General features: G+C 52.0%; 21 protein-coding genes. 4 read left to right on the forward strand and 17 right to left on the reverse strand.

What is annotated here, in order from left to right:
- Nucleotides 1-12: 12 nt before the first annotated feature.
- The 8 genes from CCE91_RS09015 to pilM all read right to left on the reverse strand — a co-directional run bounded on the left by CCE91_RS09015 (nucleotide 13) and on the right by pilM (nucleotide 8,171).
- Nucleotides 13-1,566, reverse strand: a complete 1,554-nt coding sequence (locus tag CCE91_RS09015; RefSeq protein WP_086434955.1) for an AAA family ATPase — start codon at nucleotides 1,564-1,566, stop codon at nucleotides 13-15.
- Between the two features lie 20 nt (nucleotides 1,567-1,586).
- Complete coding sequence (aroB, locus tag CCE91_RS09020) at nucleotides 1,587-2,684, reverse strand: 3-dehydroquinate synthase (protein WP_086434956.1); 1,098 nt, start codon at nucleotides 2,682-2,684, stop codon at nucleotides 1,587-1,589.
- Between the two features lie 19 nt (nucleotides 2,685-2,703).
- Entirely contained in the window at nucleotides 2,704-3,222 is a 519-nt protein-coding gene (gene aroK / locus CCE91_RS09025; protein ID WP_086434957.1) for a shikimate kinase AroK, read from the reverse strand.
- A 121-nt stretch (nucleotides 3,223-3,343) separates the two neighbouring features.
- Nucleotides 3,344-5,383, reverse strand: coding sequence for a type IV pilus secretin PilQ (locus CCE91_RS09030; RefSeq protein WP_086434958.1), 2,040 nt, complete (start codon nucleotides 5,381-5,383; stop codon nucleotides 3,344-3,346).
- A complete protein-coding gene (locus tag CCE91_RS09035; protein ID WP_086434959.1) occupies nucleotides 5,380-5,937 on the reverse strand; it encodes a pilus assembly protein PilP in 558 nt (185 codons plus the stop codon). Before CCE91_RS09035 ends, CCE91_RS09030 begins: the two co-directional genes overlap by 4 nt.
- Nucleotides 5,934-6,530, reverse strand: coding sequence for a type IV pilus inner membrane component PilO (locus CCE91_RS09040; RefSeq protein ID WP_086434960.1), 597 nt, complete (start codon nucleotides 6,528-6,530; stop codon nucleotides 5,934-5,936). Before CCE91_RS09040 ends, CCE91_RS09035 begins: the two co-directional genes overlap by 4 nt.
- A complete protein-coding gene (locus CCE91_RS09045; protein ID WP_086434961.1) occupies nucleotides 6,520-7,101 on the reverse strand; it encodes a PilN domain-containing protein in 582 nt (193 codons plus the stop codon). Before CCE91_RS09045 ends, CCE91_RS09040 begins: the two co-directional genes overlap by 11 nt.
- Nucleotides 7,089-8,171: a type IV pilus biogenesis protein PilM gene (gene pilM / locus CCE91_RS09050; protein WP_086434962.1), complete on the reverse strand. Its 1,083-nt coding sequence runs from the start codon at nucleotides 8,169-8,171 to the stop codon at nucleotides 7,089-7,091. Before pilM ends, CCE91_RS09045 begins: the two co-directional genes overlap by 13 nt.
- Nucleotides 8,172-8,359: 188 nt before the next feature.
- On the opposite strand from pilM, the gene CCE91_RS09055 reads away from it, so the two are divergent.
- Nucleotides 8,360-10,912: a penicillin-binding protein 1A gene (locus tag CCE91_RS09055; RefSeq protein WP_234996311.1), complete on the forward strand. Its 2,553-nt coding sequence runs from the start codon at nucleotides 8,360-8,362 to the stop codon at nucleotides 10,910-10,912.
- 21 nt (nucleotides 10,913-10,933) lie between these two features.
- Here the strand turns inward: CCE91_RS09055 and metL are convergent, their stop codons facing one another.
- On the reverse strand, nucleotides 10,934-13,375 hold the full coding sequence (gene metL / locus CCE91_RS09060; protein WP_086434963.1) for a bifunctional aspartate kinase/homoserine dehydrogenase II: 2,442 nt from the start codon (nucleotides 13,373-13,375) through the stop codon (nucleotides 10,934-10,936).
- A gap of 208 nt (nucleotides 13,376-13,583) precedes the next feature.
- Between metL and metJ the strand changes: the two genes are divergently transcribed.
- Nucleotides 13,584-13,904, forward strand: a complete 321-nt coding sequence (metJ, locus tag CCE91_RS09065) for a met regulon transcriptional regulator MetJ (RefSeq protein ID WP_086434964.1) — start codon at nucleotides 13,584-13,586, stop codon at nucleotides 13,902-13,904.
- On the opposite strand, the gene argH is transcribed toward metJ, so the two are convergent.
- The 8 genes from argH to rpmE form a co-directional block, all read right to left on the reverse strand.
- The gene (argH, locus tag CCE91_RS09070) at nucleotides 13,905-15,746 is read right to left on the reverse strand and encodes an argininosuccinate lyase (RefSeq protein WP_086434965.1); all 1,842 of its coding nucleotides are present in this window, start codon (nucleotides 15,744-15,746) and stop codon (nucleotides 13,905-13,907) included.
- Nucleotides 15,743-16,999, reverse strand: coding sequence for an argininosuccinate synthase (locus CCE91_RS09075; RefSeq protein WP_086434966.1), 1,257 nt, complete (start codon nucleotides 16,997-16,999; stop codon nucleotides 15,743-15,745). Before CCE91_RS09075 ends, argH begins: the two co-directional genes overlap by 4 nt.
- Nucleotides 16,996-17,913, reverse strand: coding sequence for an ornithine carbamoyltransferase (argF, locus tag CCE91_RS09080; protein ID WP_086434967.1), 918 nt, complete (start codon nucleotides 17,911-17,913; stop codon nucleotides 16,996-16,998). Before argF ends, CCE91_RS09075 begins: the two co-directional genes overlap by 4 nt.
- Nucleotides 17,914-17,957: 44 nt before the next feature.
- On the reverse strand, nucleotides 17,958-18,740 hold the full coding sequence (gene argB / locus CCE91_RS09085; RefSeq protein ID WP_086434968.1) for an acetylglutamate kinase: 783 nt from the start codon (nucleotides 18,738-18,740) through the stop codon (nucleotides 17,958-17,960).
- Entirely contained in the window at nucleotides 18,733-19,779 is a 1,047-nt protein-coding gene (argC, locus tag CCE91_RS09090) for an N-acetyl-gamma-glutamyl-phosphate reductase (protein WP_086434969.1), read from the reverse strand. The genes argB and argC overlap by 8 nt, the downstream gene beginning before the upstream one ends.
- 143 nt (nucleotides 19,780-19,922) lie before the next feature.
- Nucleotides 19,923-20,396 (reverse strand): DUF4870 domain-containing protein, encoded by a 474-nt coding sequence (locus tag CCE91_RS09095; RefSeq protein WP_086434970.1) that lies wholly within the window; start codon nucleotides 20,394-20,396, stop codon nucleotides 19,923-19,925.
- A gap of 26 nt (nucleotides 20,397-20,422) precedes the next feature.
- Complete coding sequence (locus CCE91_RS09100) at nucleotides 20,423-21,664, reverse strand: malic enzyme-like NAD(P)-binding protein (protein ID WP_086434971.1); 1,242 nt, start codon at nucleotides 21,662-21,664, stop codon at nucleotides 20,423-20,425.
- Between the two features lie 230 nt (nucleotides 21,665-21,894).
- On the reverse strand, nucleotides 21,895-22,110 hold the full coding sequence (rpmE, locus tag CCE91_RS09105) for a 50S ribosomal protein L31 (RefSeq protein ID WP_086434972.1): 216 nt from the start codon (nucleotides 22,108-22,110) through the stop codon (nucleotides 21,895-21,897).
- Between the two features lie 261 nt (nucleotides 22,111-22,371).
- Between rpmE and priA the strand changes: the two genes are divergently transcribed.
- Together priA and argS are read left to right on the forward strand one after the other, a co-directional pair.
- Nucleotides 22,372-24,546 carry a primosomal protein N' gene (priA, locus tag CCE91_RS09110; protein WP_086435186.1) on the forward strand — a complete coding sequence of 725 codons (2,175 nt, stop codon included), beginning with the start codon at nucleotides 22,372-22,374 and terminating at the stop codon, nucleotides 24,544-24,546.
- Nucleotides 24,547-24,694: 148 nt separating this feature from the next.
- Nucleotides 24,695-26,437: an arginine--tRNA ligase gene (gene argS, locus CCE91_RS09115; protein WP_086434973.1), complete on the forward strand. Its 1,743-nt coding sequence runs from the start codon at nucleotides 24,695-24,697 to the stop codon at nucleotides 26,435-26,437.

The following is a 26,437-nucleotide window of genomic DNA, read 5'->3' on the forward strand; positions in this document are numbered from 1 at the left end:
TTGTAACCTGATTTAGGGCTGTTGTTCGATGTTTGCGTGTACCGCAGCAAAAGATTTCGGCCAGGGCTGCAGTGCCTGAACCTTCGGTGGCAGTTCGGCCACGGCATTACGCGCTGCATCTATAGTGCTGAAACTACCGAAAATGGTGATCAGGCGCAGGTTATTGCCACTGCCGTACTGATAGGTTCTGGCGGTGTTCTGCAAACCACTTTCTTGTAAAAAGTTATCTAACCATTCAGCTGAGCTCAGGCTATTTAGCTGCAAGGTATAGTTGCGCGGCGGTTGTGCCAGCGCCCAGGCGTTGTCGTAGTTGTTGTTCGTACTTACTGGCGTGCTTTGCGTATTCTCCGCCGGACTCTCTGACGCATTTGCGGCAGCGCTAGTAGCTGGTGGAGCTTGTTCGACAGCTACGGACGCTTTGCTTGGTTTGCTGAGTTTTAAATTCAGAGTTTCGGTGGAAGCTTCACGTTCTGCGGCTGTGGTTAAGTCGGTTAAGGCGTCGTTATAGGTAATAGCCAGCTCTGCCGGTAACTCGTCGGCACTGTTAATGGTATCAGTTGTAGCCGCCACTGCTGCCGGAGCTGCAGGCTCAGGCTTGGGTAATGGCGTTTGCCAGAACGCCGCATCCAGACGGTGATTGTCGGCCAGCGCTAATTTAACGGGTGCCGTGATTAAGTCATTGTTTAGTGTAACCAGAGTAAACAAAGAACCCAGTAGCGGTAACATCAGCAACTTAAACCAGCCGGGCTGGGATTTACTCAACTTACGCTTTTTAGCGCTGTAGGCACCTAAGGCTACAGCAACGCCTTCGTCTTCATCATCAATGCTACTGCTGTCGTTGTCGCGCAACGAGTCAATGCCATCGCCAAGATCAAAAGCTTGCGGACGTAGATTTTGCTGTAAGTAGTTTTGAATTTCACCTGGGAAGCCGGTCAGGCTCATCAGCTCGCGCTTATGGCGTTGCTGGGTCCAGCTGCTTTGCAGTGCTTGTGGCAGCATGGCGCGCACAAAATCGTATTGCTCGGCGAAGGTAAAAGGTTCTACGGCCATTAACAACGGCGTTTGATCGCCATTGTGAATAGCTTTGAATTGTTTGGCCCAGCTGGAAATGCCGCTCAGCATTACGCTCAGGCGGCAGCCCTTGCCGCTGGCCAGCATTTGCATAATGGCTTGCTGCAATTCATGAATAAAGGCGTTGGACAAGTATTCGGCGTTATCAACCACCACAATGGCATGACTAATGGCGCGGTGATTCGCCATTTGCTCGCCCAGCGCTTTGCTGGACACCGGCATAGTGCCATATAGTTGAGTAAGAATCTGGCTGCGCAAGTGAGCATCGGACTGCTTGCTGCTTGCGCTTAAGAAAGCTACTTCGGCGTAGTCCGACGCTTGTTCCAGGTACAGTTCGGCCAGCGTCGATTTTCCGGCGCCTTGCGGGCCGTGCAAAATCACCACTTGTTCACTGAAGCTGCTCACATAATGTAGCCGTTCCAGTAACCGTTGCTGGCTCAGCGTTGCCTGTACCGGCGCCGCTAGTAATATTGGATTTTTAGATAACGCTTGCATCTGCCATTGTCCGACGTTGATTAACTGACGTCAGCAATTGCAGCCTTCACAAGTTCGGGGTCGACCTGACTGGTTACCGTGGCGCTACCAATAGCGGTAGGCAGAACGAATCGCAGTTTGCCGGCCTGCACTTTTTTGTCTCGTTGCATGTAGCTTAACCAGGTGTCCCAGGCTAATTGCGGTGGTTTCACCGGTAGCCCAAGCGCTTTGGTAAGCGCAACGATGCGTCGAAAATCTGACGCTGTGATCAGCTGCATTGCCATCGCAAGGTTAGATGCAATAACAGTGCCAGCTGCAACAGCTTCGCCGTGGGTCCATTCACCGTAGTGGCTGGCGGCTTCAATGGCATGGCCAAAGGTATGGCCTAAATTCAGCAGGGCGCGCACGCCTTGTTCGCGTTCGTCCAAGGCTACTACTTCCGCTTTGATAGCGCAGCTACGGGCAATAGCTTCCGTTAGTGCAGCACTATCGCGAGCAACCAGCTTGGCGGCGTTGGTTTCCAGCCAGGTAAAAAACTCAGCGTCATGAATAATGCCGTACTTCATGACTTCGGCCAGGCCGCTGTGGAAGTCGCGCTCGGTTAGCGTGTTTAAACAGTCGGTATCAATAACCACGGCTTGCGGCTGATAGAAAGCGCCGATTAAGTTCTTACCTAAGGGGTGATTTACGGCAGTTTTGCCGCCCACCGACGAATCTACGTCGGCCAGTAAGGTGGTGGGAATTTGATAAAAGTCGACGCCACGTTGAAAACAAGCGGCCGCAAATCCCGCTAAATCACCAACTACACCACCACCTAATGCCAGCACGGCACAATCACGGTTAAAGCTGGCGCCTATTAAGGTATTCATAACCTCAGCAAAGCTTTCCAGCGACTTATATTGTTCGCCATCAGCTAGTTGGTGCACCACCACTTGGTGTTCAGTTGCAGATTCGGCCAGGCTTTGTTGCAGCTGCGCCAAATACAGCGGCGCTACCGTGGTGTTGGTAAGAATAAAAATCTGCGGGGGTAACTGCGGCAGCAGGGTGCTGATTTGATTCAGCAAACCACTGCCAATATGAATCGGGTAACTGCGCTCGGCCAATTGCACCATCAGGGGTTTGTTTGCGTGGCTGGCCATAGTTTGCGCGCTCCGGTGTTTAAATACCGACTTTTTCTATAATTTGGTCAATCACAAACTTGGCACTTTGCTCGTCGGTACGAACCGTAATGTCGGCAATCTCTTCATATAAAGGATTACGCTCTTCGGCCAGAGTTTCCAGCACTTCGCGTGGATTTTCGGCTTCCGAGATTAACGGCCGGCGCTTGTCGCGCTGAGTACGAGCCAGTTGTTTGTCGATGGTAGTTTGCAGGTAAACTACAATGCCACGAGCCGATAAGCGGTTACGGCTTTCCTTGCTCAGGATAGAACCACCACCTGTGGCCAGCACGATACCGGTATGCTCGGTCAGTTCTTCTATGACCTTTTCTTCCCGCGCACGAAAACCCTCTTCACCTTCTAATTCAAATACCCAGCTTATTTCAGCACCAGTGCGGCGCTCAATTTCTGAGTCTGAATCATAAAATTCTAAATGAAGTTCTCTGGCGATTTGACGGCCAATAGTGCTTTTGCCTGCACCCATTGGACCTACTAAGAAAATATTACGTTTTTCAGCCATATGTCTGCTTTACATCACTTATTGATAGCTGTGACTCACGAATTTGGAGTGTCTTAAGACCATCCTCAACCCAACGAAAAAGAGCCGCGATTATCGCAATTCACAGCTCTGATGGCAAGCTTTAGCGCTCAGTGGTCACTACGCGCGGGGTCACGAAAATAAGTAACTCGCGCTTTTCGTTAATTTGACTGGTGGTACGGAACAACACACCAACATAAGGGATGTCGCCCAGCAGCGGTACTTTGGAAATATCATTTAGTATTTGCTGCTGATAAATACCACCTAACACTATGGTTTCGCCGTTCTCTACCAGTACCTGGGTGCTGATTTCCTGGGTATCAATAGAAACTGCTGGTCCGGTTGGGGTGCTCACGGTTTCACCGCGGGTATTTTGAGTAATTACCAAGTCCAGAATAATGCGATTGTCTGGAGTTATTTGTGGTGTTACCCGCAAGCCCAGCACCGCTTTTTTGAACTGAACCGAGGTCGCGCCCGACGATGAGCTTTCCACAAACGGAATTTCGGTACCTTGTTCAATGTAAGCTGATTTTTGATTGGCCGTGGTAATACGCGGGCTGGCAATAATTTCACCGCGGTTTTCCTGCTCCAGAGCCGACAGTTCTAAGTCCAGCAAGCGGCCGTCACTTAAGCGGGCCACGTGGAAACCAAGCGAAGCGGCAGGGTTATTCACCGGCAAGTTCACATTCAGGCGATTAGCCAGTGCTGGCACATTGCCATTGGCCATGTCTTCGGCACCCTGCAAATTACCAGACACGCCGCTTTCATTGCCGCTGCCGGAAAAGCCCCAGCGAATACCCAGTTCTTCACTAATGTTGTCGCGCACAGTAACCATGCGCGACTCAATCATAACTTGCTTAACTGGGCGGTCGAGTACTTCCACCATGCTGCGAATAGCTTCAATTTGTTCAGCAGTGTCACGAATCAGCAGGGTGTTGGTACGCTCGTCCACGGTTACAGCACCGCGCTGGGACAATAAATTAGTATCGTCATTGCGCAATAACGCCGCTAGTTCTGCTGCTTTGGCGTAGTTTACCTGCACATAGCTGGATTGCATGGGCGTTAAGTCGGCAATTTTCTGGCTGGCGGCTAAGTCTTTGGCTTCGCGCTCGGCTAGCTCATCGGCCGGACCAACAATCAGAATATTGTCATCAATGCGTTTATCTAGCCCCTTTACTCGCAAGATAGTGGTCAGCGCTTTATTCCATGGCACATTTTCAAGGCGCAAGGTAATGGTTCCGCTAACACTGTCGCTGGCAACCAGGTTCAGGTTGTTCTCGTCGGCCAAAATCTGCAGCAGCTGGCGCACCGGAATGTCCTGAAAGTTCAGTGAAATGGGCCGATCATCGGTGTTGTCACTTAACTCGGCCAGTTCGTCTTTCGGGCGCGGAAATAACCGCAGTACCAGGTTGTCTTCAAGTTGTTGTAGCTGATGTTCAAAGCCGGTTTTGCCCACTATTTCGATACGTGAATGGTCGCCCTCACGGAAGGTTTCAATGGTTTCTACCGGGGTATCAAACTCGCTTACGTCTAGCAAATACAGGTGCTGCTCCGGCAACCGGGTATTAAACAGCATAATGCTTAATGAATTTTCACCAGCTTTCAGCTCTTGCTGAACCTGAGTGCCGGCATCGCTATTGGTGCGAATGCGCACAGTAGCGGTGGAGTTATCGGTGCGCTCGAACTGAATATCATCAATTTCATTGCGCGCACTTTGAATGCGTGCCATTTCCTCTGAGGCGCCCGCACTTGGGGTGTCGGTGCTGGCCAGCAAGGTTAACGACAGCTCGTTATTGTTGCGCATTAACAAGTGTTGAAGTGGTTCGCGGGTGTGTACCGATAACAGCAGGTCATCGCGTTGCTGCTCTAAATACACTGCTTCAATAAGCGGATGATTAGGCGTGGCAATTTTGCCATCGGGCAACTCGCTGTTGGTGTAGCGCAGCAAAAATTCATTGCGCAACGGGCTGTTGGTGGTACGCACCACCGGGGCTGCTACCTGATTTTCAAAACGCAGCTGCAAACCGAAGCGATCGGGAGTAAGCGGTGCATGGTCAATGCCATTTAAGGTATTCAGCGTATCAGCATGACTGCTAAAGGCGATGCATAAACCAAGTACGGCGGTAAATAATCGGCATCTCATAAATTGTTACTCCTGGAAGGCGTCACCAGTGTTAGCGAAGTTTCGCGTTGCTGCCAGCAACCGTCGCCGGTAGCTATCCACTCGCGCAACGTTAAGCGATTGGCACTGATGGCTGTTACCTGGCCGTAATTCAGGCCCAGATAGTCCCCGGTCGTTACCCGATGTAACTGACCTTGGTTAGTGGTTATTAAAGCGGTGCGGCTACCGTTTTGGGCGCTCATGACGCCTTTTAACTGCATTTGATCCAGCGCAATTTGCTGCAACTGGGTTGCCACCCGGGCAAAATTTGGTTGTGGGCAGTTGCGCGCCGCACCAGCTGCTGCATCGCGACTTTGCTCGCTGCTGCGAGCCATGGGGCGGAACGGATCTCGTGCAGATTCACCAACATAATCTACGCTGGTTAGTTCAGGTAGTTGTGGTAGTGGCTCCGCGGCTGGCACTGCACCTTGCTGAACCTGCTCTAAATAGTTTTGTAAGTCGGTATGCCGACCGCTACAGGCTGCCAAAGTCAGAACCACTAGCACCAGTGCCAGAGTGCGTGAATATATTATCATGGTTCCGCCCTCATGGTTTGCTGGCGGTAGGTTTCTGCGGTTACTGTTAATCGCAGTGGCGCATTTTCTGAGCGGCGCAGTAACTGAAAATTCTGCACACTAATAATGCGATCCAGCCCGGCTAATTCAGCAATAAAGTCGCCAATTTGATGATAGTTGCCGGTTAATTCAATATTCATGGGTAAGGCGGTATAGAGCTCCCGCTGCACTGCGGGCTGCCATTCAATGCGTTCAATTCGCAAACCACTTTGGGTTCCAATCAGAGTAATGTCATCCAATAGCCGTGGCGTTTCGTCGTCCGTCGGCAGCATGTTCAGTAAATCAGCCAGCGCCGCATTTAACACTCGGAGTTGTTCGCGATAGGTTGGCAAATTTGCGGTGCGATAATACTTCAACTGATACTCATCTTTCAGGGTGCGTTCTTTGGCTACATCCTGCTGATAGCTCGCCCAGTCGTCGGCCAGTAAAAAATAATAGCCCAGCCCCAGTACAGCTACGGCAGTAATAGCAAATACCAGGCGCCGCAGTGGCGCTGGCCACCAGGGTAGCTCACTCAGTTCCAGCTCGCGTAATTGCTCCAAATTAATTGCCATTGGCGACCTCCGCAGCAGTTGGCGGTGTCATTGCTGGCACAATTCGGGTGGACAACGAGAAGGCATCAAACTGGCCACTGCTGTCTTCGTCAGCTACGACTTGTTGCAGCAAGGGTTGGTCGAACAGCGGCGAGCGCTTTAACTCTCGCAACAGTTCCGCTACGCGATTATTGGACGCGCTGCGGCCGTCAATATAAAGCATGCTGCCACGCTTCTCGACGCTCACAATATACAGCCCCTGCGGGGTTCGGGTTGCCAGTTCATTGACCAGCCGCACCGCGGTGTTGCGATCTTCGTGCAATGACTGAATCAGTGCCATGCGCTGCTCTATAGATTTTTTCTGGTCGTTAATACGTTTAATTTCGGCCAGTTGAGTATCCAGCAAGGCAATGTGCTGTTGCAGGTACTGATTACGCGACTGTTGCTGATACCGCACTTCCATAAACACAAAGTGCACCAGCATAATAACCAATGCCGCGGCCAAAGCAGTTAAGCCCATAATGAGTAAAAATCGGTTACGCGCACGCAGGCGCTCATGTTGCCGCCAGGGGAGCAGGTTTACGTGTGCCATGCTGAAAAGCTCCTCAGGGCTAACCCGGTAGCCTGCACAAAACGCGGGCCGTGCGATTTCATATGATTTAATGCGGGTGCCAGTTCGAACAGTGCAAAGGGGTCAACCACGGCGACCGGATACTTGCTTTGCTGTTGCAAATATTCATGAATTAACGGCAGCTGTGCGCCACTACCACTTATGGCCAGGCCGCTGAAATCGGTTTGGCTGCCGCTGGTGCTGCTACTGTAAAGTTGCAGGCTACGGCTAAGTTGCTGCCATAAGTTCGCGCAAAAATCGGCAATAATAAGTTCTGAAAAGCCTTCCAGCTCACCGTGCTGTAACTGCTCAAAGACTAATGTTTCTGGCGTTGCGTCGGCACCGCTACTAAGCGGTTTTATTAAGGCGTCAGTACCCATGCCGTGGTGGCGGCTAAACAGAATTTCGTCACCTTTCACTACTAGCAACAACAAATGAGACTCAGCAATATCTAACAGTAGCAGTGGTTTTTCCTGCGCCAGTAAATGTGGATGCTGGTGTGGCAGCACGTATTGGCAGCAGCGCAGTAAGGCCTGACTTTCAACGTCCATAATGCGGGTGTCAAAACCGGCGTTACGGAAGGCTTCAACTCGCGCGTTAATACTCTCGCTGCGCGCCGCAGTTACCAAAATACGTTCCTGATTCGGATTGGTTGGGTTTTCACCCAAGCTTTCAAAATCGTAACTGACTTCGTTTAGCGGAAACGGAATTAAGCTTTCGGCTTCCACTTCAATTTGGTCGGCAATAGCCTGTTCATCAAGGCCCGGGCTTATCATCATGATTTTGCTGATAACCTGAGTACCGGCCACGGCACTAACAACATCGCGAACCTGTGCGCCGCAATACTGTCTGAGTTGTTTAAGGATGGTGCCTAACTGGCCGATATCAGTAACTTCGTCTTCGGCCATAACATTGGACGGCACGCTAAGTTCGGCGGCGCAACCAATACTGTAGGAGTTTTCGACAGGTAACAATTGAATCGCCCGCACCGCGTCGGTGCCTATATCTACCCCGAGCGCAGGCTGGGGCTTTTGAAAGCGAGTTAGTTGCATAATTGTTCCTATACCGCTGGATGGCTTATTTTTGGGGCGATCTTTTCGTCTTGCACAAAAGTTATACCGCAAGCATAGAGTAAAGACCTAATATGAGCCATAATATGCGTTATTCTAAATGTCTTATCTTTCTATAATACGTGGGCTCATAACGCAACCACTGTTAGGTAATAAAGAGGCGTCACTGTTTGAAGGTTTTAAAATTTTTACTGAAGCTAGGATTGCTCGGGTTTGTACTTGGTGTCGTGGCTGTGGTTGCAATTTACATATACGTTCGTCCCGATCTGCCGAGTGTGCAGGAGCTTCGTGATGTGCGCTGGCAAACACCTATGCAGGTGTATTCTGCCGATGGCGAATTAATTTCTCAATTCGGTGAAATGCGCCGTATTCCGTTGCGAATTGAAGAAATTCCGCAACCTATGATCGATGCATTTCTGAGTACCGAAGACACCCGTTTTTACGACCACTTCGGCATTGACCCTATTGGCGTAGGCCGCGCTTTATTTTTGCTGGTAAGCACCGGTGAAATACAAGGTGGTGGTAGTACCATTACGCAGCAGTTAGCCCGGAACTTTTATTTAAGTTACGAACAAACCTGGATTCGAAAAATTAAAGAAGCCTTTATTGCCCTGCACATTGAGCAGCAGCTGGAAAAAGATGAAATTCTAACGCTGTATCTGAACAAAATTTCGTTCGGGCATCGCGCTTTTGGCGTTGGTGCTGCAGCACAGGTTTATTACGGCAAAACCGTTGATCAACTAACGCTGGCTGAAATTGCTGTAATTGCCGGCTTACCGAAAGCGCCTTCCACCATGAACCCGGTGTCTTATCCGGAGCGCGCGCGTGGCCGCCGTGCGGTGGTGCTAGGTCGGATGCTGGATGAAAGAAAAATTAGCCAGCAAGAGTATCAGGAAGCCTTGCAGGCACCCGTGAAAACCTATGTTCATGGTGCCGAAGTGACCATGGAAGCGCCTTATCTGGCCGAAATGGTGCGTCAGGAAATGGTTGCCCGGTTTGGCGAAGAAGAAGCCTACACCGCTGGCTTTAAAGTTTACACCACCGCCAATGCGAAGCAGCAACGCGGCGCTATTCAGGCTGTGCGTGACAATTTACACCGTTATGATGAGCGCCACGGTTACCGTGGTCCGGTCAGTGTGTTGTGGGAATCGGAAGAAAAGCCACCGCAGCCGCGAGTCGCGAACGCCAACAATGACGATGTTGAGTTGGTTCCCTTAGTTGCTTCAGGCGCTACTGCGTGGAGCGACGAAGACATTAGCGCGTATCTGGAACAGCATCGCTCTATTGGTCGCTTAGTGCCCGCCGTAGTGACCCAGGTGGCCGCGGCTGATGCCGAAGAACAAACTGCTGAGGTGTTGCTACGCACCGGCGAAAAGGTAACGCTGCCCTGGGGTAGCTGGCGCTGGGCCCGACCCTATATGAATGACGAGCGGCAAGGTCCGGCTCCAAAAACTGTGGCTGATGTGGTCGCTCCGGGACATCATATTTGGGTACGTCCGGATCCCGAGAATCAATGGCGACTGGCACAAGTACCTGAACCAAGTTCAGCGTTGATTGCACTGCGTCCACAAGACGGTGGCATAGCGGCCGCAGTAGGTGGTTACAGCTTTACCCTAAGCCAATACAACCGCGCACTGCAGGCGGAACGTCAGGCCGGTTCAAACATTAAGCCCTTTATTTATTCAGCGGCATTGGACAATGGCTTTACCCTGGCCAGCCTGGTCAATGACGCCCCTATTAATCAGTGGAATCCGGGTACCGGTGTGGCCTGGCGTCCGCGTAATTCGCCGGACGTATACGAAGGTCCGATTCGGGTTCGGCAGGGGTTAGCTAAATCTAAAAACGTGGTTTCCGTGCGGCTATTAAGAGCGCTTGGCGTAGACACCACGGTTGATCACCTGACCAAATTTGGTTTCGAGCGCAGCGAGTTACCGCGCAACGAATCATTGTCGCTGGGTTCAGCTTCCATGACTCCGTTGCAGGTTGCGCGCGGTTATGCGGTATTCGCCAATGGTGGCTATTTGGTTGACCCTTACGTGATTGAACGTATTGAAGATGCCGACGGTGAAGTCGTATATGAAGCGAAGCCGAAGGTAGCATGTGTGAGTTGCGAAACCGGAGACCGTGAGTTTGAGCAGGCGCCGCAGGTAATTTCTGAGCAAAATACATTTTTAATTCAGCAGGCCATGAGTTCCGCTATTTGGGGCGGTGGTAGTTGGGCGCACAAAACCGGCTGGAACGGTACGGCCTGGCGGGTTACCCGCTCCAGCGCTATTGTGGATAAAGCTGGCCGCAACGTATTCGGCAAAACCGGTACCACCAACGATGTGAAAGACACCTGGTTCTCGGGCTTTGTGAGCGGTTTGGTGGCTACCGTTTGGGTAGGTCATGACAATCTGGAACGTACTCTTGGCCGCAGCACTATGAATAGCAACCTGACCAGTAAAGAACAGAGTATTTCAGGTGCCGAGGCTGGTGCTAAAACGGCCTTGCCAGCCTGGATTGAATTTATGGAAGTAGCGATTCAGGACGTACCTGCGCTGCCAACCTCAACACCGCCTGACATTGTTTCGGCGCGCATTGATTTGGCTACTGGTAAACTCAGTAAGCGAACCGATCACACCACCCGATTCGAGTACTTTATGTCGGGCACAGCGCCTACTGATTATGCCGACAGTAACGATCAGGAAAGTGTATTTGAAAGTGAAGGCGGCTTGTTCTAGCCGCCTTTGCAGCAGTTTACGTTAGTCGCGGTTCTCAGCACTTAAGCGGCTAAGTAACTGATTCAAATCAGACTGAACCCCACCGGCAGTCACTTGTTTACCTGCGCCAGGGCCGCTAATAACCAGCGGCATTTCGCTGTACCAGTCGGTGTAAATTACGAAGATATTCTCACCCGGAATCAAGTTCGCCAGCATGTCGCCTTCAGGAATGTATTCAATCCCTACTTTGGCTTCTATGGTGTCGTCTTTGAGTACCGTAAAGCTGGCCATTAAGCGTGGTACTTTCTGCGTTTGCTGAGCGTCGGCATACATGGCGTGCATATGGGCATCCAGCTCAGGTAAGCGCTGCATAAATTCTTCCAGCGGAATGTCGCGCAATTGATCCGGTAACAGGCTTTCCACTTCAATGTCCTGCCAGTCCAGCTTCAACCCAATTTCGCGGGCCAGAATCAGCAGCTTGCGAATAATATCCTGACAGGATAAATCTTCGCGTGGGTCGGGCTCACTGTAACCACGTACCTTGGCTTCACGCACCAAATCGCTGAACTTCACTTCGCTATGGAAATTCTCGAATAACCAGCTCATGGTACCCGAGAAAATACCGGAAATACTGCGGATTTCGTCGCCTGAGTTACGCAGGTCGTTAAGTGCATAGTTCAGTGGCAAGCCAGCGCCAACCGTGGTGTTGTAATACCACTCGCGCTTGTACTCGCGTTGAATAGTGCGGATTTCCCGGTACTGTGCGTCTTCGGAAGCACCCGCGCGTTTATTGGCGCTAATAATGTGCAGGCCGTTCGCAAAAAAGCTGGGGTACAACTGCGCTACTTCCAGTGAATCGGTTAAATCCAGCATGGCTAGTTCGTCATAAGGCGCATTTGGCAGCTCGCCAATGAATTCGCTCAGCACATAAGGGCGCGCTAAGCGGTCAAAGCCGTCTTCCCATTCACTAAGCTCCAGCCCGTTGTAGTCAAACCACATGCGGGTGGAGTTACAAATGCCAATAATCTGCACGTCCATCACTTCGTTAATACGATCGCGAAGTTGCTGATATAGCTGTAACCAGGCCGAACCAATATTACCGCGACCCACCACCAGAATGCCCAGACTGCGGCGGTAGTTAAACAGCAAGCTGTGCAGACGGTTCAGCAAGCGGTTATCAAGCTTCTGCTCTAAAATCGCTATAACCGACGAACTGTTCGGACTAAAACTGACGCGGCGGACATTTTGCTCAGCCAGTTGCTGCTTCAGCACCGGGTACTGGTCGGTTTCCTGAATCCGATTACCAACCAGCGCAATCATGCTGTAGCCATGCATTTGGGTAACATGATCGCTAATGTCTATTTTTTCCAGCCACTGCTCCATAAAGTCCAGATGGTTCTGGTGATAGGCGTAGTAGGCGTGCTTAGCTTCCACTTCGTTCCAGCTTAGCAGTGGCGTTAAATCTAACTCTTCAAAGGCTTCTACCAGCTTCTTGTCGGCTAAATCAACGCGGAACAACACTACTTCAGCCAGTGATGTTAATACTTTGCCGCGGGGATCGGTTTGTTCATACTGACCAATGCGGGTTTGCTGATTCTCAACTTTCAAGCTCGAGCGCACCGCAATAACCATGCGTTCGCGGTTTACCGGCTGGAAGGTACGCGGGTGCAATACCGGGCTACCCAGGCGGGCTAATTCTTCAGCTTCCTGCCAGTCCAGCGAAGGTAAGCTAACCACGCGTTCTACTTTGCGTGGATCGGCAGAGTACACACCGGCAACGTCTTTCCAGATAGTGGTTTGTTTGGAATCCAGCAGGCTGCCCACTAAAGTTGCTGAATAATCGCTACCGTTTCGACCCAGAATAAGGGAGTTACCGTCAGGATCGGCGCAAATAAAGCCAGTCACAATAAACCGGGTACCGGTATGTGGAGCAATTCGTTCCAATAAAGCCGCGCGCGACTTTTCTACCTGAATAATAGGTTCGGGGGCGTCATCGGCGGTTAAAAAGGTGCGGGCATCAATCCAGTCGGAGCGCATGCCTTGCTTTTGCAGCAGGCTGGCCAGCAGGCGTGCGGACCAAAGTTCACCATAAGCCAGCAGTTCCGGCCTATTGGTAATTTCTTCTTCGCCGGCCAGCCAGCGCCGCCAGCGGGCAAAATCAGTGCGCGATAACTCAAAAATGGGGTGGTCTTTGCTACCCAGCAGTTCAACAATCAGGCCTTGCTGGTATTTCTCAAGCTGGTTTAGCAGTACTTCAGCGGCTTCACTTTGCTGTTCATGCGCGTCAATAATAGCCAAAATACGGTTGGTGGTGTCGCCTGCAGCAGACACCACCACTAAATCGCTGGCACCCGCATACTCAGTAACTATGCGGGCTACGCGTCTATAGCAGAAGGCATCAGCCAGGCTGCTGCCGCCAAATTTATGAACCTGCACATTGTCGGCTATTGCCTGTGCGCTGCTAACCTCGGTACCAACTGCCATGATGCGTGAGCGTACTCCATTTACTGAGCGAATAATGGTCGAAATATAAACTCTAAGGGCTTGATTATACGATGCTATACGCCGGGGTCAAAGTTAAGCGCCCGTAAAAGCGGTTAAAGTTGACTGATGCCACGAACGCAGTACAATTTGACCAGTGTTTAAACCTGCATTTTGTAGGGGTATAGCGGTTCAGCAACGGAGCAAATCAATGCAGTGGGATGGCGAGTATATTTATCCATACGTGGAGCATGGTAAGAAAAGCGAGCAGGTAAAAAAAATTACCGTCTCAATTCCAACCAAAGTGCTGAAAGTATTAACCGACGAGCGTACCCGCCGGCAAATCAAAAACCTGCGTCATGCCACCAACAGTGAACTGCTGTGCGAAGCCTTTTTGCACGCTTTTACGGGGCAGCCATTGCCAACCGACGATGATTTGCGCAAAGACAACCCGCACAAAATTCCTGCTGAAGTACGCGAAGAGCTCATCGCCCGCGGGTTACCGATTCCGGCAGACGACGACCTCGAGTAACTACAGCCAGTATTCCAGCGCCGTTTCATCGCAGTGATCCCGGCGCGGGCATAATTCACAGTCTTTCATTACTTTCTCCGGTAGCTTCTCTTTTACCGTAATTGCGAAGTTTAGCTTGCCAAAGAATTCCGGCACCCGGGTCAATACTATAGTGCGGCCAATGCCCAGTTCACGGGCTTTCCACAGTAACCAGGCCACCAACTCAGCCCCCATACCTTTGCCCTGCGCCTGCGGGAATAGCCCCAGCGAGCGAATTTCCGCTAAACCCGTGCCATACACATACAAAGCCGCGCAACCCACTACTTCGTCATCAATTTCAGCCACCGCAAAGCCATGAATGGCCTGCATGACATCGGCTTTGGAGCGCGGCAGGTTCTCGCCCTGATCAGCCCAGTACGCAATCAGTTCACAGATTTTGTCGACATCGGTTAGCCGCGCCTGACGCACATGTTTGCTGGCGGCTTCGGCGGCGTGCAACCAGTCCTCGGCGCGTTTTAACGCCAGCTTCACCTGCTCGGGTGCGGTGCCACCTAGTGCACACCGCTGTTGCAAACCGTAGTCCACGGCTAACACCGGATACACATCGTTTTCAATTACTGCACAGTGTTCTTGCAGACTGGCCAGTGGCAAGTCTTCCAACGCACACTGTTGCTGCTGGGCCGCCAACACAATAGCGCCAGTTACATGGTGGGCATCGCGAAACGCAATGCCTTTGCTCACCAGGTAGTCCGCCAGCTCGGTGGCATTACTGTAACCCTTAGCCGCTTGTTCCCGGGCATGGCTCACGTTCACGCTTAACTCAGGCACGGCAAAGGCCAGCATTTGCAAACACTGCTGATAGGTAGCTATGCCATCGAACAAACCTGTTTTATCTTCCTGCATGTCTTTGTTGTAGGCCAGCGGCAGGCCTTTCAAAGTGGTTAACATAGCCTGCAAATGACCATAAACCCGGCCAGTTTTGCCACGCAGTAACTCGAATAAATCCGGGTTTTTCTTCTGCGGCATTAACGACGAACCACTGCTAATGCGGTCGCTCATGGCAAAGCAGCCAGACTCGCCGGAGCAATAAAACACCACGTCTTCAGCCAACCGTGACAAATGCATCATGCCGACACTGCTGGCATACAAAAAATCCAGCACAAAGTCGCGGTCGGACACGCCGTCCAGACTGTTGTCACAGGCATTGCGAAACTGCAGGTTTTGCGCCAGTTGTTGCCGATCCAGCGGGGCGGTAGTGCCAGCTAAAGCACCACTGCCCAGCGGACAAACGTCCAGCCGCTTCAGTGCGTCGCGCCAACGGCTCACGTCGCGTTGCAACATGGCCACGTAAGCCAGCGCCCAATGCCCTGCGGTAATTGGCTGCGCCCGCTGTAAATGCGTATAGCCTGGCATAATGGCGTCGGTGTAGTTGTGTGCAAACTGCAGCAACGCCTGTATGGCAGCCAGGTTCGCCGTGATCAGTAATTGCCCTTGCTGCTTGCACCACAGGCGTAAATCGGTCGCCACTAAATCATTTCGGCTCCGGCCGGTATGTAGCTTTTTAGCGGTAGCACCAATACGCTCAATCAGTTGGCTTTCCACCCAGCTGTGAATGTCTTCCGCGTCAGTTTGCAGCGGTAACGCCGGGTTATCTGCAACTTCTTGCTGTAACTGGGCTAAGGCCTGCTGCAACTGCTGGTGCTCAGCCTCGGTAATCAGTTTGGCCTGCAGCAAACCACCGGCCCAGGCCTGGGATGCTGCTAAATCGTATGGCGCCAACTGATAGTCAAAGCTCAGTGAGTCATTAAATTGTTTAAATTCGGCGGCGCTGGGCGCCGCAAACCGCCCGCCCCATAAACTCATGACGAACCTCCATTGGGTTTGTGATCAGCGCTTTGCTGATGCAATGCCCGAATACGGCTCGACAGGCTGTATAACCGAATAAAACCTTCCGCATGGCTTTGGTCATACACTTCGTCTTCGTCGAAGGTAGCAAAGGCATTGGAATACAGGCTGTTCGGTGACCGCCGTTGGGAAACAGTTGCCTGACCTTTGTATAGCTTCACTACGACGTCGCCGGTAAGCGGCTCTGCCAGTTTAGCGGCAGCGGCCAGCAGGGCTTCGCGCAACGGCGTAAACCAGCGTCCGTCATACAGCAACAACGCAAATTCCTGCGCAATACTCTGCCGGTAGTTCAGCGCGGTGCGATCCAGCACCAGTGATTCCAGCCCTTGTAGCGCAGCCATTAGTACAGTGCCGGCCGGGGTTTCGTAACAACCCCGCGATTTCATGCCTACCAAACGGTTTTCGACAATATCCAACCGCCCGATACCATGAACTGAAGCCACTTCATTCAGATGCAAAATGGCATCAACCGGACTAAAGCTGCTGTCGTTAATGTGGGTGAGTTTGCCGGCGGCAAAACTTAGCGTCAGGTACTCAGGTTTGTCCGGTGCCTGCTCGGGTGAGCGGGTCCAGGTCCATACCTGCTCGGTTGGTGCACACCAAGGGTCTTCCAACTCACCGCCTTCGTGCGAAATATGCCAAAGGTTAGCGTCGCGACTATAAATTTTGGTCGCTGATGCCGAGCACGGAATATCCCGTTCAGCCAGATAATTCAGCAGATCGGGACGTGACCGCATGCTCCACTCCCGCCAGGGTGCTATCACTTTTAAGTCCGGGGCCAGCGCTGCAAACGCCGATTCGAACCGCACCTGATCGTTACCTTTGCCGGTACAGCCGTGGCTAACCGCATCAGCGCCAACCGCGCGGGCTACCTCAACCTGGGCTTTGGCAATAACCGGGCGCGCCAATGCGGTGCCGAGTAAGTACTGACCTTCGTATACAGCACCTGTGGTCAGGCTGGGGTAAATCACCTGCTCAGCCAGTTCTTGTTGCAAATCCACCACGTAGCATTCGCTGGCCCCTGAAGCTTTGGCTTTAGCCTCAACGCCATCCAGTTCGTCGGCACCCTGGCCAACATCAGCCACAAAAGCCACCACTTCGCAGTCATAGTTTTCTTTTAACCAGGGCACAATGGCCGAGGTGTCCAGTCCGCCGGAATACGCCAGTACAACTTTGTTTACCTTGGGTTTGTTCGTTGCGCCTTTGCTCATGACTGCTGGTCTCCGGTTAATAGGGTCATTAAAATAGCGTTTTGGGCAAACAGCCGATTCTCGGCTTGTTTCAGCACCACGGCTTGATCGCTGTCCAGTACTTCGGCGGTTACTTCGCGGCCGCGTTGGGCGGGCAGGCAATGCATAAAGTACTGAGCACCGGTTTGTTGCATCAGCTGGCAGTTCACCTGATAAGGCGCAAAGTCATGCATAACCTGACTTTCATCACGTTGTTGACCCATGGAAAACCAGGTGTCGGTATAAATAGCGTCGCTTGGCAGTAGCTCATCCAAACTAGTAGTTTGGGTGATTTGAGCTCCGGTTTGGCTGGCAATGCCTTGCGCAGTTGCCAGCACCTCGGTGTTAGCTTCATAGCCTTTAGGAGTTACAATTTGCAGCTTCATACCTACCAGTGCGGCCGCGTTAATCAGGGCGTGGCATACGTTGTTGCCGTCGCCAATCCAGGTCAGTTGCACCTGGCTTAAGTCACCGAATAATTCCTGCAGGGTAAGCACATCGGCAATGGCCTGACAGGGGTGACAAGTATCGCTCAGGGCATTAATTACCGGCTTGTCTGACGCATTCGCCAGTTCGTGCAAGGTCGACTGCTTAAATACCCGCGCCACAATAGCGTCGTGCCAGCAGGCCAGGTTTGCACCTACGTCGGCCGCAGTTTCACGCTCGCCAATAACCGTATTAGCGTCCAGATAAATGCTATGTCCGCCCAGCCGATTAATACCAGCAGCAAAGCTGGAGCGGGTGCGCAGTGATGGCTTCTCGAACAGCATGGCGATGCTTTTGCCTGTTAGCGCGTTGGCATACTCGGCCGGGTTCTGCTTCATGGTGGTGCTTAATTGCAGCAACGCGTTTAATTGCTGCGGACTGACTTCGGTCAGCGCTAGTAAATCATTCATGTCGGTTTCCAATTTGGTTCAGTAAGAATTTGGCTTGGGTGTTTCTAAAGGAGTATGCGGGTGCCAACGTGGTGACCCTGAGCTAGCTCTATCAGGGCACTGGCATTACGCCAGCCGGCCACCGCGATGCTTCGTCGGCTGGCGCGGGCGGTATCAAGCGCAGCGGTTAGTTTTACTAACATGCCGCCCTGCACCACACCGCTGTCGATTAATGGGGTTGCCTCAGCGGAGGTAATATTGGGAATTAGGTCGCCATTAGCCGCTAAAATGCCCTCAACGTCGGTTAACAGGGCTAAATCAGCACCGATCAGGCGTGCCACAGCGGCGGCCGCTAAATCAGCGTTCACATTCAGGCGCTGGCCATCCGGGGCAACGCCCAGCGAGCTGATAATAGGGGTGAAGCCCTGATCTAACAGACCTTGCAGCAATTGCGGTTGGTTTGGGGCGGGTACGCCAACGGCACCGCGGCTGGTATCAACCTGACAACTAATGCTGTTACCGGCGGCCAGGGTTAACCCAACGGCATTCAGTTGGGCTTGCTGTGCCAGTGCACATAGCTGACTATTCAAATCACCGGCTAGTACTCCGGCAATAACCGGCAGATGCTCAAGGGCAGTAATGCGCTGACCTGCCAGTTTCGGTTCGCCGCTGTCCGGATAAAAGCCCAGCGCACGCAATTGTGCAGTCACTTGATCACCGCCACCATGCACCAACACTAACGGCCGAATTGTTTGAATGTCAGCGCATACCTGCAGGAGTTTTTGCAGCGCATCGGCGTGGTCGAACAAGCGCCCACCCAGCTTGATTACAAAAGGGACTTTACTCATGCTGCCCTCCGCTGGCTGGAGCAGGCTCGGGCAATAGGCCGCGGCTAGCTGGCTTGGCAAAATACAGGTTGGCAAGTTGCACCGCCTGTGCGGCAGCGCCTTTGAGTAAGTTATCAATGGCCGCACACAGAATTAATTGTGTGCCGCTCAGGTGCGCATAAATATCGCAAAAAGGTGTATTGGCAACATCGTTAATAGCTGGTGGTTGGTTACGTAAACGCACCAAAGGCGCATCGGTATAGGCTTGTTGGTAGGCGTGATTAATGTCCGCCAAACTCACATCGGCGTTTGTTTGAGCGTAAATAGTAGCCACTATACCGCGTGGGAAGTTACCCAAATGCGGTGTAAACACCACCGGCCGCTGCAGGCTTTGGGCTATTTCCGGCGTATGCCGGTGAGTACCAACGCCATAGGCTTGCAGGCTTACTTCACAAAAATGGGTGGTGAGCGAAGCCTTGCGGCCAGCACCGGACACACCGCTTACGGCGTTAATAATGGGCGTGCTTTGCTCACTTAATAGCGGCAGTAGTGGCTTTAATGCCAGGGCTGCAACTGTGGGGTAACAACCGGGCACCGCAACTACCGGCTCATTGCCCTGCAACTGACACCATTCGGCTAAACCATATGGCACTGGCTGCGCAAGCTTTGGTTGGTCAAAACCATAGGCTTGGGCGTGCGCAGTTTCATCCTGCAACCGAAAGGCGCCGGACAAATCAAAAATAGTGAGCTCACTGTTGGCGGCCAACAATTCAGGCACCAGTTCGGTACTGGCTTCATGGGGTAGCGCTAAAAAAACCACCCGAACCTGCTGCACCAACTGGGGCAACAAGTCCGAGTGCCAAGGTTGCAGTATCAAATGACCAGGGAACTGATACTGCGGGTACAGCTCAGCCAACGGCTTTGCTGACCCTGCGCTGGAGGAAAACACGGCACTGACATTGAAATTGGGATGCTGGTTGAGCAGGCGCACCAATTCGGCGCCGCTATAACCGCTGGCGCCAAACACTGCACAGGCAATATTTGCATTGGAAACAACCATTATTCTCTAGTTCAGTAAGTCAGTAATGGCTGCACTATAAAATATACTTATTCGTTATTCAAGCATAAATATTCATTTAATGGGAATAAAAAACCACCTTTAGGTGGCCTTTTTAGATTCTTATGAAAATAAGATAGGCAGATTCACACCGCTTTTACGTTAAAAAACGGAATGCTTAGTGGGTACTTCCAGGCCACGCCGGAGCCTGCTTTTACCGCCCCAATAACCACGAAGATAATGTTACACAACACCAGCGCGAACAGCATAAAGAAGCCGATAATAAATGGCGTGAGTACAAACGACACGGCGAAGTAAATAATTGAGCTGAGTAACCAGTTGGTTACCGCGCGGCCTTGCTCGTCAATTAGCGGATTGTCTTTGCGTGACTGCCACAAAATAATAGGCAACAAGAAGCCCAGCAGCGGCACTACCCAGCCGGCGAATTGCGACAGGTGCAAAATAACGCCAAAGTTGTTGTCTTTATCAGCGTCTTCGCTCGCAGTTGAAGGCTGCGCATTGGCCTGAATAGCTTTGGCGCGTTCAGCCTGAAATTCTTCTTCGGTAATTATGCCTTTGTCGCGCAAATCCTGAAGCTTTTCAAGACGTTCAATATCCATGGCAAGGCTCCTGTAAGGCCTGCAGGCTACTCCATGTAGCCTTTAGGTAGTTCAATACGTGCCGCACCGGAAGCAACAGCAGCTTCGGCAACAGCTTTCGCCACTCGTTTGCATAGGCGCGGGTCCAGTGGCTTCGGAATAATATACTGCGGACCAAATTCGAGTTTATCTATATCGGCGGCTTTTAACAATTCTGCCGACACCGGCTCTTTTGCCAACGAGCGAATGGCTTCTACGGCGGCCAGTTTCATTTCGTCGTTAATCATTCGAGCTCGCACATCCAGCGCACCGCGGAAAATAAACGGGAAGCACAATACGTTGTTAACCTGATTTGGGTAATCCGAACGGCCGGTGGCCATAATCAAGTCATCACGTACGGCGTTGGCCAAATCGGGTTTAATTTCCGGATCTGGGTTAGAGCAGGCAAACACAATCGGATTTGGCGCCATCAGCTTCAGTGCATCTGGAGGCAACAAATCGGGGCCAGAAACACCAAGGAATACGTCAGCGCCGGTAATTACTTCTTCCAAAGTACGCTTGTCGGTGTTGTTGGCAAACAGGGCTTTATATTCATTCAAGTCATCGCGGCGGGTATGAATAACGCCTTTCGAGTCGAGCATGTAAATGTGTTCGCGCTGGGCGCCACATTTAATCAGTAGTTCCATGCAGGCAATAGCTGCAGCACCGGCACCTAAACAAACGATTTGCGCTTTATTTAAGTCTTTCCCCTGGATTTCCAGAGCGTTCAGCAAACCGGCCGCAGTGACAATAGCGGTGCCGTGCTGGTCGTCGTGAAACACCGGAATGTCGCAACGCTCAATCAGTGCCTGTTCAATTTCGAAACATTCAGGTGCTTTAATGTCTTCTAAGTTAATACCGCCAAAAGTGTCGGCAATATTGGCTACGGTATTGATAAAGTCCTGCGTGGTACGGTGATTCACTTCAATATCAATGGAGTCTAGTCCGGCAAAGCGCTTAAACAATAAGGCTTTACCTTCCATCACCGGCTTCGACGCCAATGGACCTAAGTTACCTAAGCCCAAAATAGCGGTGCCGTTGGTGATAACCGCTACCATGTTGCCTTTGGCTGTGTATTTATAGGCTTCGGCTGGGTCTTCCGCAATCGCGCGCACGGGTTCTGCCACGCCAGGGCTATAAGCCAAAGCTAAATCACGGCTGGTTTCAGCGGGCTTGGTTAGCTCCACCGATATTTTGCCGGGAGTTGGCAGAGCATGGTAGTCGAGCGCTTTCTGGCGGAAGTCAGTCATAGTGTTGCGTACCTGCAAATGTGGAGAATTAGAGCATTGGCAGGAATTGTAGCGGCTTTGTAGAAGATAACAAATCTTACCTCCCACGAAAGAGGCTGGTTTGGCGAAGATAATCGCGCGGTTGTTGGTTTTTACACCAGTAAAGAACTGTTAAGGAAAGGGCTTCAGGGAGCAGTTGGGCACAAAAAAGGGCGCCTTTTGGCACCCTTTCTTTAAATCAATGGCAAGTATTACTTTTTGCCACCAACCATTGAGAAGCGCTTGTTGAACTTCTCGATACGGCCGCCAGTATCCATTACACGCTGTTTACCAGTGTAGAATGGGTGACACTCTGAACATACGTCCAGGTGCAAGTCGCCACCGCGGGTAGAATTTGTAGTGAAGCTATGACCACAAGAACATGTTACGTTCATTGCTTCGTATTTAGGGTGTATACCTTCTCTCATATGGGGTTACCTCGTTAGGGCCGTATCGCCATCCGATCCAAAGCCGGACACCATACGCAAATTATTGTGAATAAGGGCGCGCATTCTAATGCTAAACGGGTTAAAGATCAAGCAACTGATCGCGCGTAACTAACATCCGGCGAAAGTTACCCGTTAAGGTGCTTGCCTGTGCCGACATCGCCCCGCACAATAGGCATTATGACAACATCAAATAACAACTCGGCAGGCTCAAATCAAAGCACTTTAGCTGGCGCTAAGCTGATGAAAGTGGCGTTGCCGGTGCCTATTTATCCGGCCTATGATTATGTGCTGCCTAACGACATTGCCGTGCCGCCCAAAGGGGCGCGGGTGCGGGTGCCGTTTGGTCAGCGCCAGTTAACCGGAGTTTGTTTAGGTGAAAGTGACAGTGAACCTGCCGCTGGCATTCAATATAAAGCCATCATGTCAGTGCTGGACGACACCTGCGTGTGGCCTGAAGCTATTTGGAATTTGGTGCAGTGGGCGGCGGATTATTACCAGCATCCGCTGGGTGATGCCTTAATGCATGCTCTGCCAGTATTGCTGCGTCACGGTGAGGCCGACAACTATCAAACCACCCGTCAGTACGAACTCACCACAGAGGGTGCTGCGCTGCAGCCCGACGATTTAAAACGTGCGCCACAGCAACAGCGGTTGCTGGCAGCCCTGAAACAAGCGCCGTTACTAAGTCGCGATATTCGCGCGGGTGAATACGCCTCCTCGGCCCTACGAGCGCTGCAGGACAAAGGCTGGGTACGGCAGCAGGAAGTTACGGCTAAACCAACGCTCGACTGGCAGCTGAATTTAGGTGAGCAACCACTGCAACTGAATCAAGAACAGGCGATTGCGGTGGCCACCATCGCGGCCGCCAGTAAGCCACAACCTTATTTACTGCAGGGTGTTACCGGCAGCGGTAAAACCGAAGTGTATTTGCAGTGCATGACCGAAGTGCTGCGCAAAGGTGGGCAAGTGCTGGTGCTGGTGCCTGAAATTGGGCTCACGCCGCAAACTTTGCAGCGCTTTCAACAACGCTTTTCAGTACCTGTGGTGATGCTGCATTCGGGTTTAACCGACCGTGAACGGCTGGATGCCTGGCTAGACGCCCGCTGTGGCGCTGCCGCCATTGTTATTGGTACCCGGTCGGCCATTTTCACACCGTTCGCCAAGCTGGGTTTGATTATTCTGGACGAAGAGCACGACAACTCCTACAAACAGCAGGACGGCTTTCGTTACAACGCCCGTGATTTAGCGGTAAAACGCGGTCATCACGAAGCGGTGCCGGTGCTACTGGGTACGGCAACACCCTCGCTGGAAACCCTGGCGAATGCCAAAGCCGGTCGTTACGGTTGGCTCACATTAGAAAACCGCGCCGGTGGTGCCAAAGCCGTGCGCCACCAGGTGCTGGATATTAAGCAATTACCGCTAAAAGCCGGGTTGTCAGAACCGCTGCTGAAGCTTATGGGCAAAGAGCTGGAACAAGGTAATCAGGTACTCTTGTTTTTAAACCGCCGGGGCTTTGCTGCCGCGCTGATTTGTCATGAGTGTGGCTGGCTGGCGCAGTGCCCGCGCTGCGATGCTTATTTTACCGTGCACCAGAGTTTGGGGCAGCTGCAGTGTCACCATTGTGGTACCCAGCAGCGTATTCCGCGTCAGTGCAACGATTGCGGCTCCACTCAGCTGATGGGCCGCGGGGTGGGCACTGAGCAACTTGAGCAGGTATTACAGCAGGAATTTCCTGACCATTCGGTGCTACGTATTGATCGCGACAGTACTCGTCGCAAGGGCGAGCTCGCCAAACAATTGCAGGCCGCTACTGAAAACAAACACTCACTGCTGGTGGGCACGCAAATGCTGGCCAAGGGCCACCACTTTCCCGACGTTACTTTAGTGGCGCTGCTGGATGTTGATGGTGCGCTGTATAGCTCGGATTTTCGTTCCGCTGAGCGGCTCGGGCAATTGTATACCCAGGTGGCTGGGCGCGCCGGGCGTGCCAGTAAGCAAGGCACTGTGGTACTGCAAACCCATCACCCAGAGCATGAGCTGATTCAGGATCTGGTGAACAATGGCTACCATGACTTTGCGCTCACCACCTTAACCGAACGCGAGCAAACCCAGTTACCGCCCTTTAGTCACATGACCTTGTTCCGTGCCGAGGCAACCGAACGTGAAGCTGCCGTTGCGGCGCTGGAAGCTATTGGCGCCTTGTTTCCTGAGCACCCGGATTTGATGGTGCTGGGGCCACTACCGGCAGTTATGGAACGCAAAGCCGGCAAGTTCCGCTATCAGTTGATTGTGCAGTGCGCGCAGCGTGGTTTACGACAACAAGTGCTCAAGCATGTGGTGCCACAAATAGCGGGCTTATCTATTACGCGCAAGGTACGCTGGTCGCTGGATGTAGATCCGCAGGACTTTACGTGAATTGGCAGGCTTTAGTGGTTTTTTTTAGCGCGCCGAAAGATTAAACTAGCAGGCTTACATTTCGGCCTTCCCGAGCGCGCCGGCACCAATCATCGGTGCTGCAGCACATAAGCGCCTTAAACGACTCAGAGTACACAGGAATAGTTTCATGAAAACGCAGTTGGAACAGTTACTTGCGGCGGCAATTGCCGAGCTAAAACAAAACGGTACCTTACCGGACGACGTCGCACCCCGAATTCAACTGGACCGGCCGCGTGATAAATCGCATGGTGATTTTGCCACTAACCTGGCGTTGATGCTGGCCAAGCCGGCCAAAGCCAACCCGCGCGCGCTGGCAGAAGCTATTCTGGCAGCTCTGCCTGGCAACGATATTATTGCTGGTGCGGATATTGCCGGACCTGGCTTTATTAACTTCAAGGTATCGCAGCAACAACTACTGGAACAGCTGGAAGCCGCTTATGCGTCGGCAGAGTTAAATATAACCAAAGCTGAAACCAGCAAGCGTGTGGTGATTGATTATTCCTCGCCGAACTTAGCGAAAGAGATGCACGTGGGCCATTTACGTTCCGCCATTATTGGCGACGCCGTAGCGCGGGTGCAGGAATTTTTAGGTCACACGGTTATTCGCCAGAATCACGTGGGTGACTGGGGTACGCAATTCGGTATGTTGCTGGCGCACATGGAAGAACTGGATGCTGCCACCGCTGAATTCGAACTGAACAACTTAGAAACCTTCTACAAAGCCGCTAAGCGCAGCTTTGATGAAAGTGAAGCCTTTGCCAAACGCGCCCGCGAATTAGTGGTCGCGCTGCAATCCGGCGACGAGTACTGCAACAAGCTGTGGCAGCAATTTATTGATGTGTCACTAACCCACTGCCAGGAAGTTTATGACCGCTTAGGCGTGCAGCTAACGCGTGACGACGTGATGGCGGAGAGCTCATACAACGACGACTTAGCGCCGGTAGTAAAAGACTTAGAAGCACAAGGCTTGCTGGTAGAAGATCAGGGCGCGAAATGCGTATTCCTGGACGAATTCAAGAATAAAGAAGGCGACCCGCTGCCAATTATTGTGCAGAAAACCGGTGGCGGCTTCTTGTATGCCACCACAGATTTAGCCGCTATTCGCTATCGGGTGGGTACGCTGAACGCCGATCAGGTGATGTACTTTGTGGATCAGCGCCAGGGCCTGCACTTCCAGCAAATATTCACGTTAGCGCGCAAAGCCGGTTACGCCAGTGCTGATTTGCAACTGGACCACTTCGGTTTCGGTACCGTAATGGGCAAAGACGGTCGTCCGTACAAGAGTCGTGATGGTGGCGTTACTAAGCTGGCCGATTTGCTGGACGAAGCCGAGCGCCGCGCGCTGGAATTGTTGCAGCAGAAGTCCAACGAACTGAGTGAAACCGAGCAGGAACATATTGCCAAGGTAGTAGGTATTAGCTCGGTGAAGTATGCGGACTTGTCGAAGAACCGCACCAGTGATTACATTTTTGACTGGGACACCATGCTGAGTTTTGAAGGCAACACCGCACCATACTTGCTGTATGCCTTTACCCGGGTAAACAGTATTTTCCAAAAAGCAGGGTTGGATGCCAACAGTGTAACCGGCGAGTTGATGCTGGAAGACGAACGCGAAATCGCCCTGGCCAATCAATTAGTGCGCTTTAATGAAGTGGTACACAGCGTGGCCGATAAAGCCATGCCACACTTTCTGTGCGGCTACTTGTTTGAACTGGCCGGTAACTTCTCCAGTTTCTACGAAGCTTGCCCGATTCTGAATAACGACAATGCGGAGCAACGGCAAAGTCGCCTGAAGCTGTCGGCATTAACCGCCAGAACTCTGCAGCAAGGGTTACGCTTGCTGGGCATTCCAACGCTAGAGAAGATGTAA

Origin of the sequence: Pseudidiomarina planktonica (assembly GCF_900177775.1) — a bacterium.
In the GTDB taxonomy this organism is placed as follows: Bacteria; Pseudomonadota; Gammaproteobacteria; order Enterobacterales; family Alteromonadaceae; genus Pseudidiomarina; species Pseudidiomarina planktonica.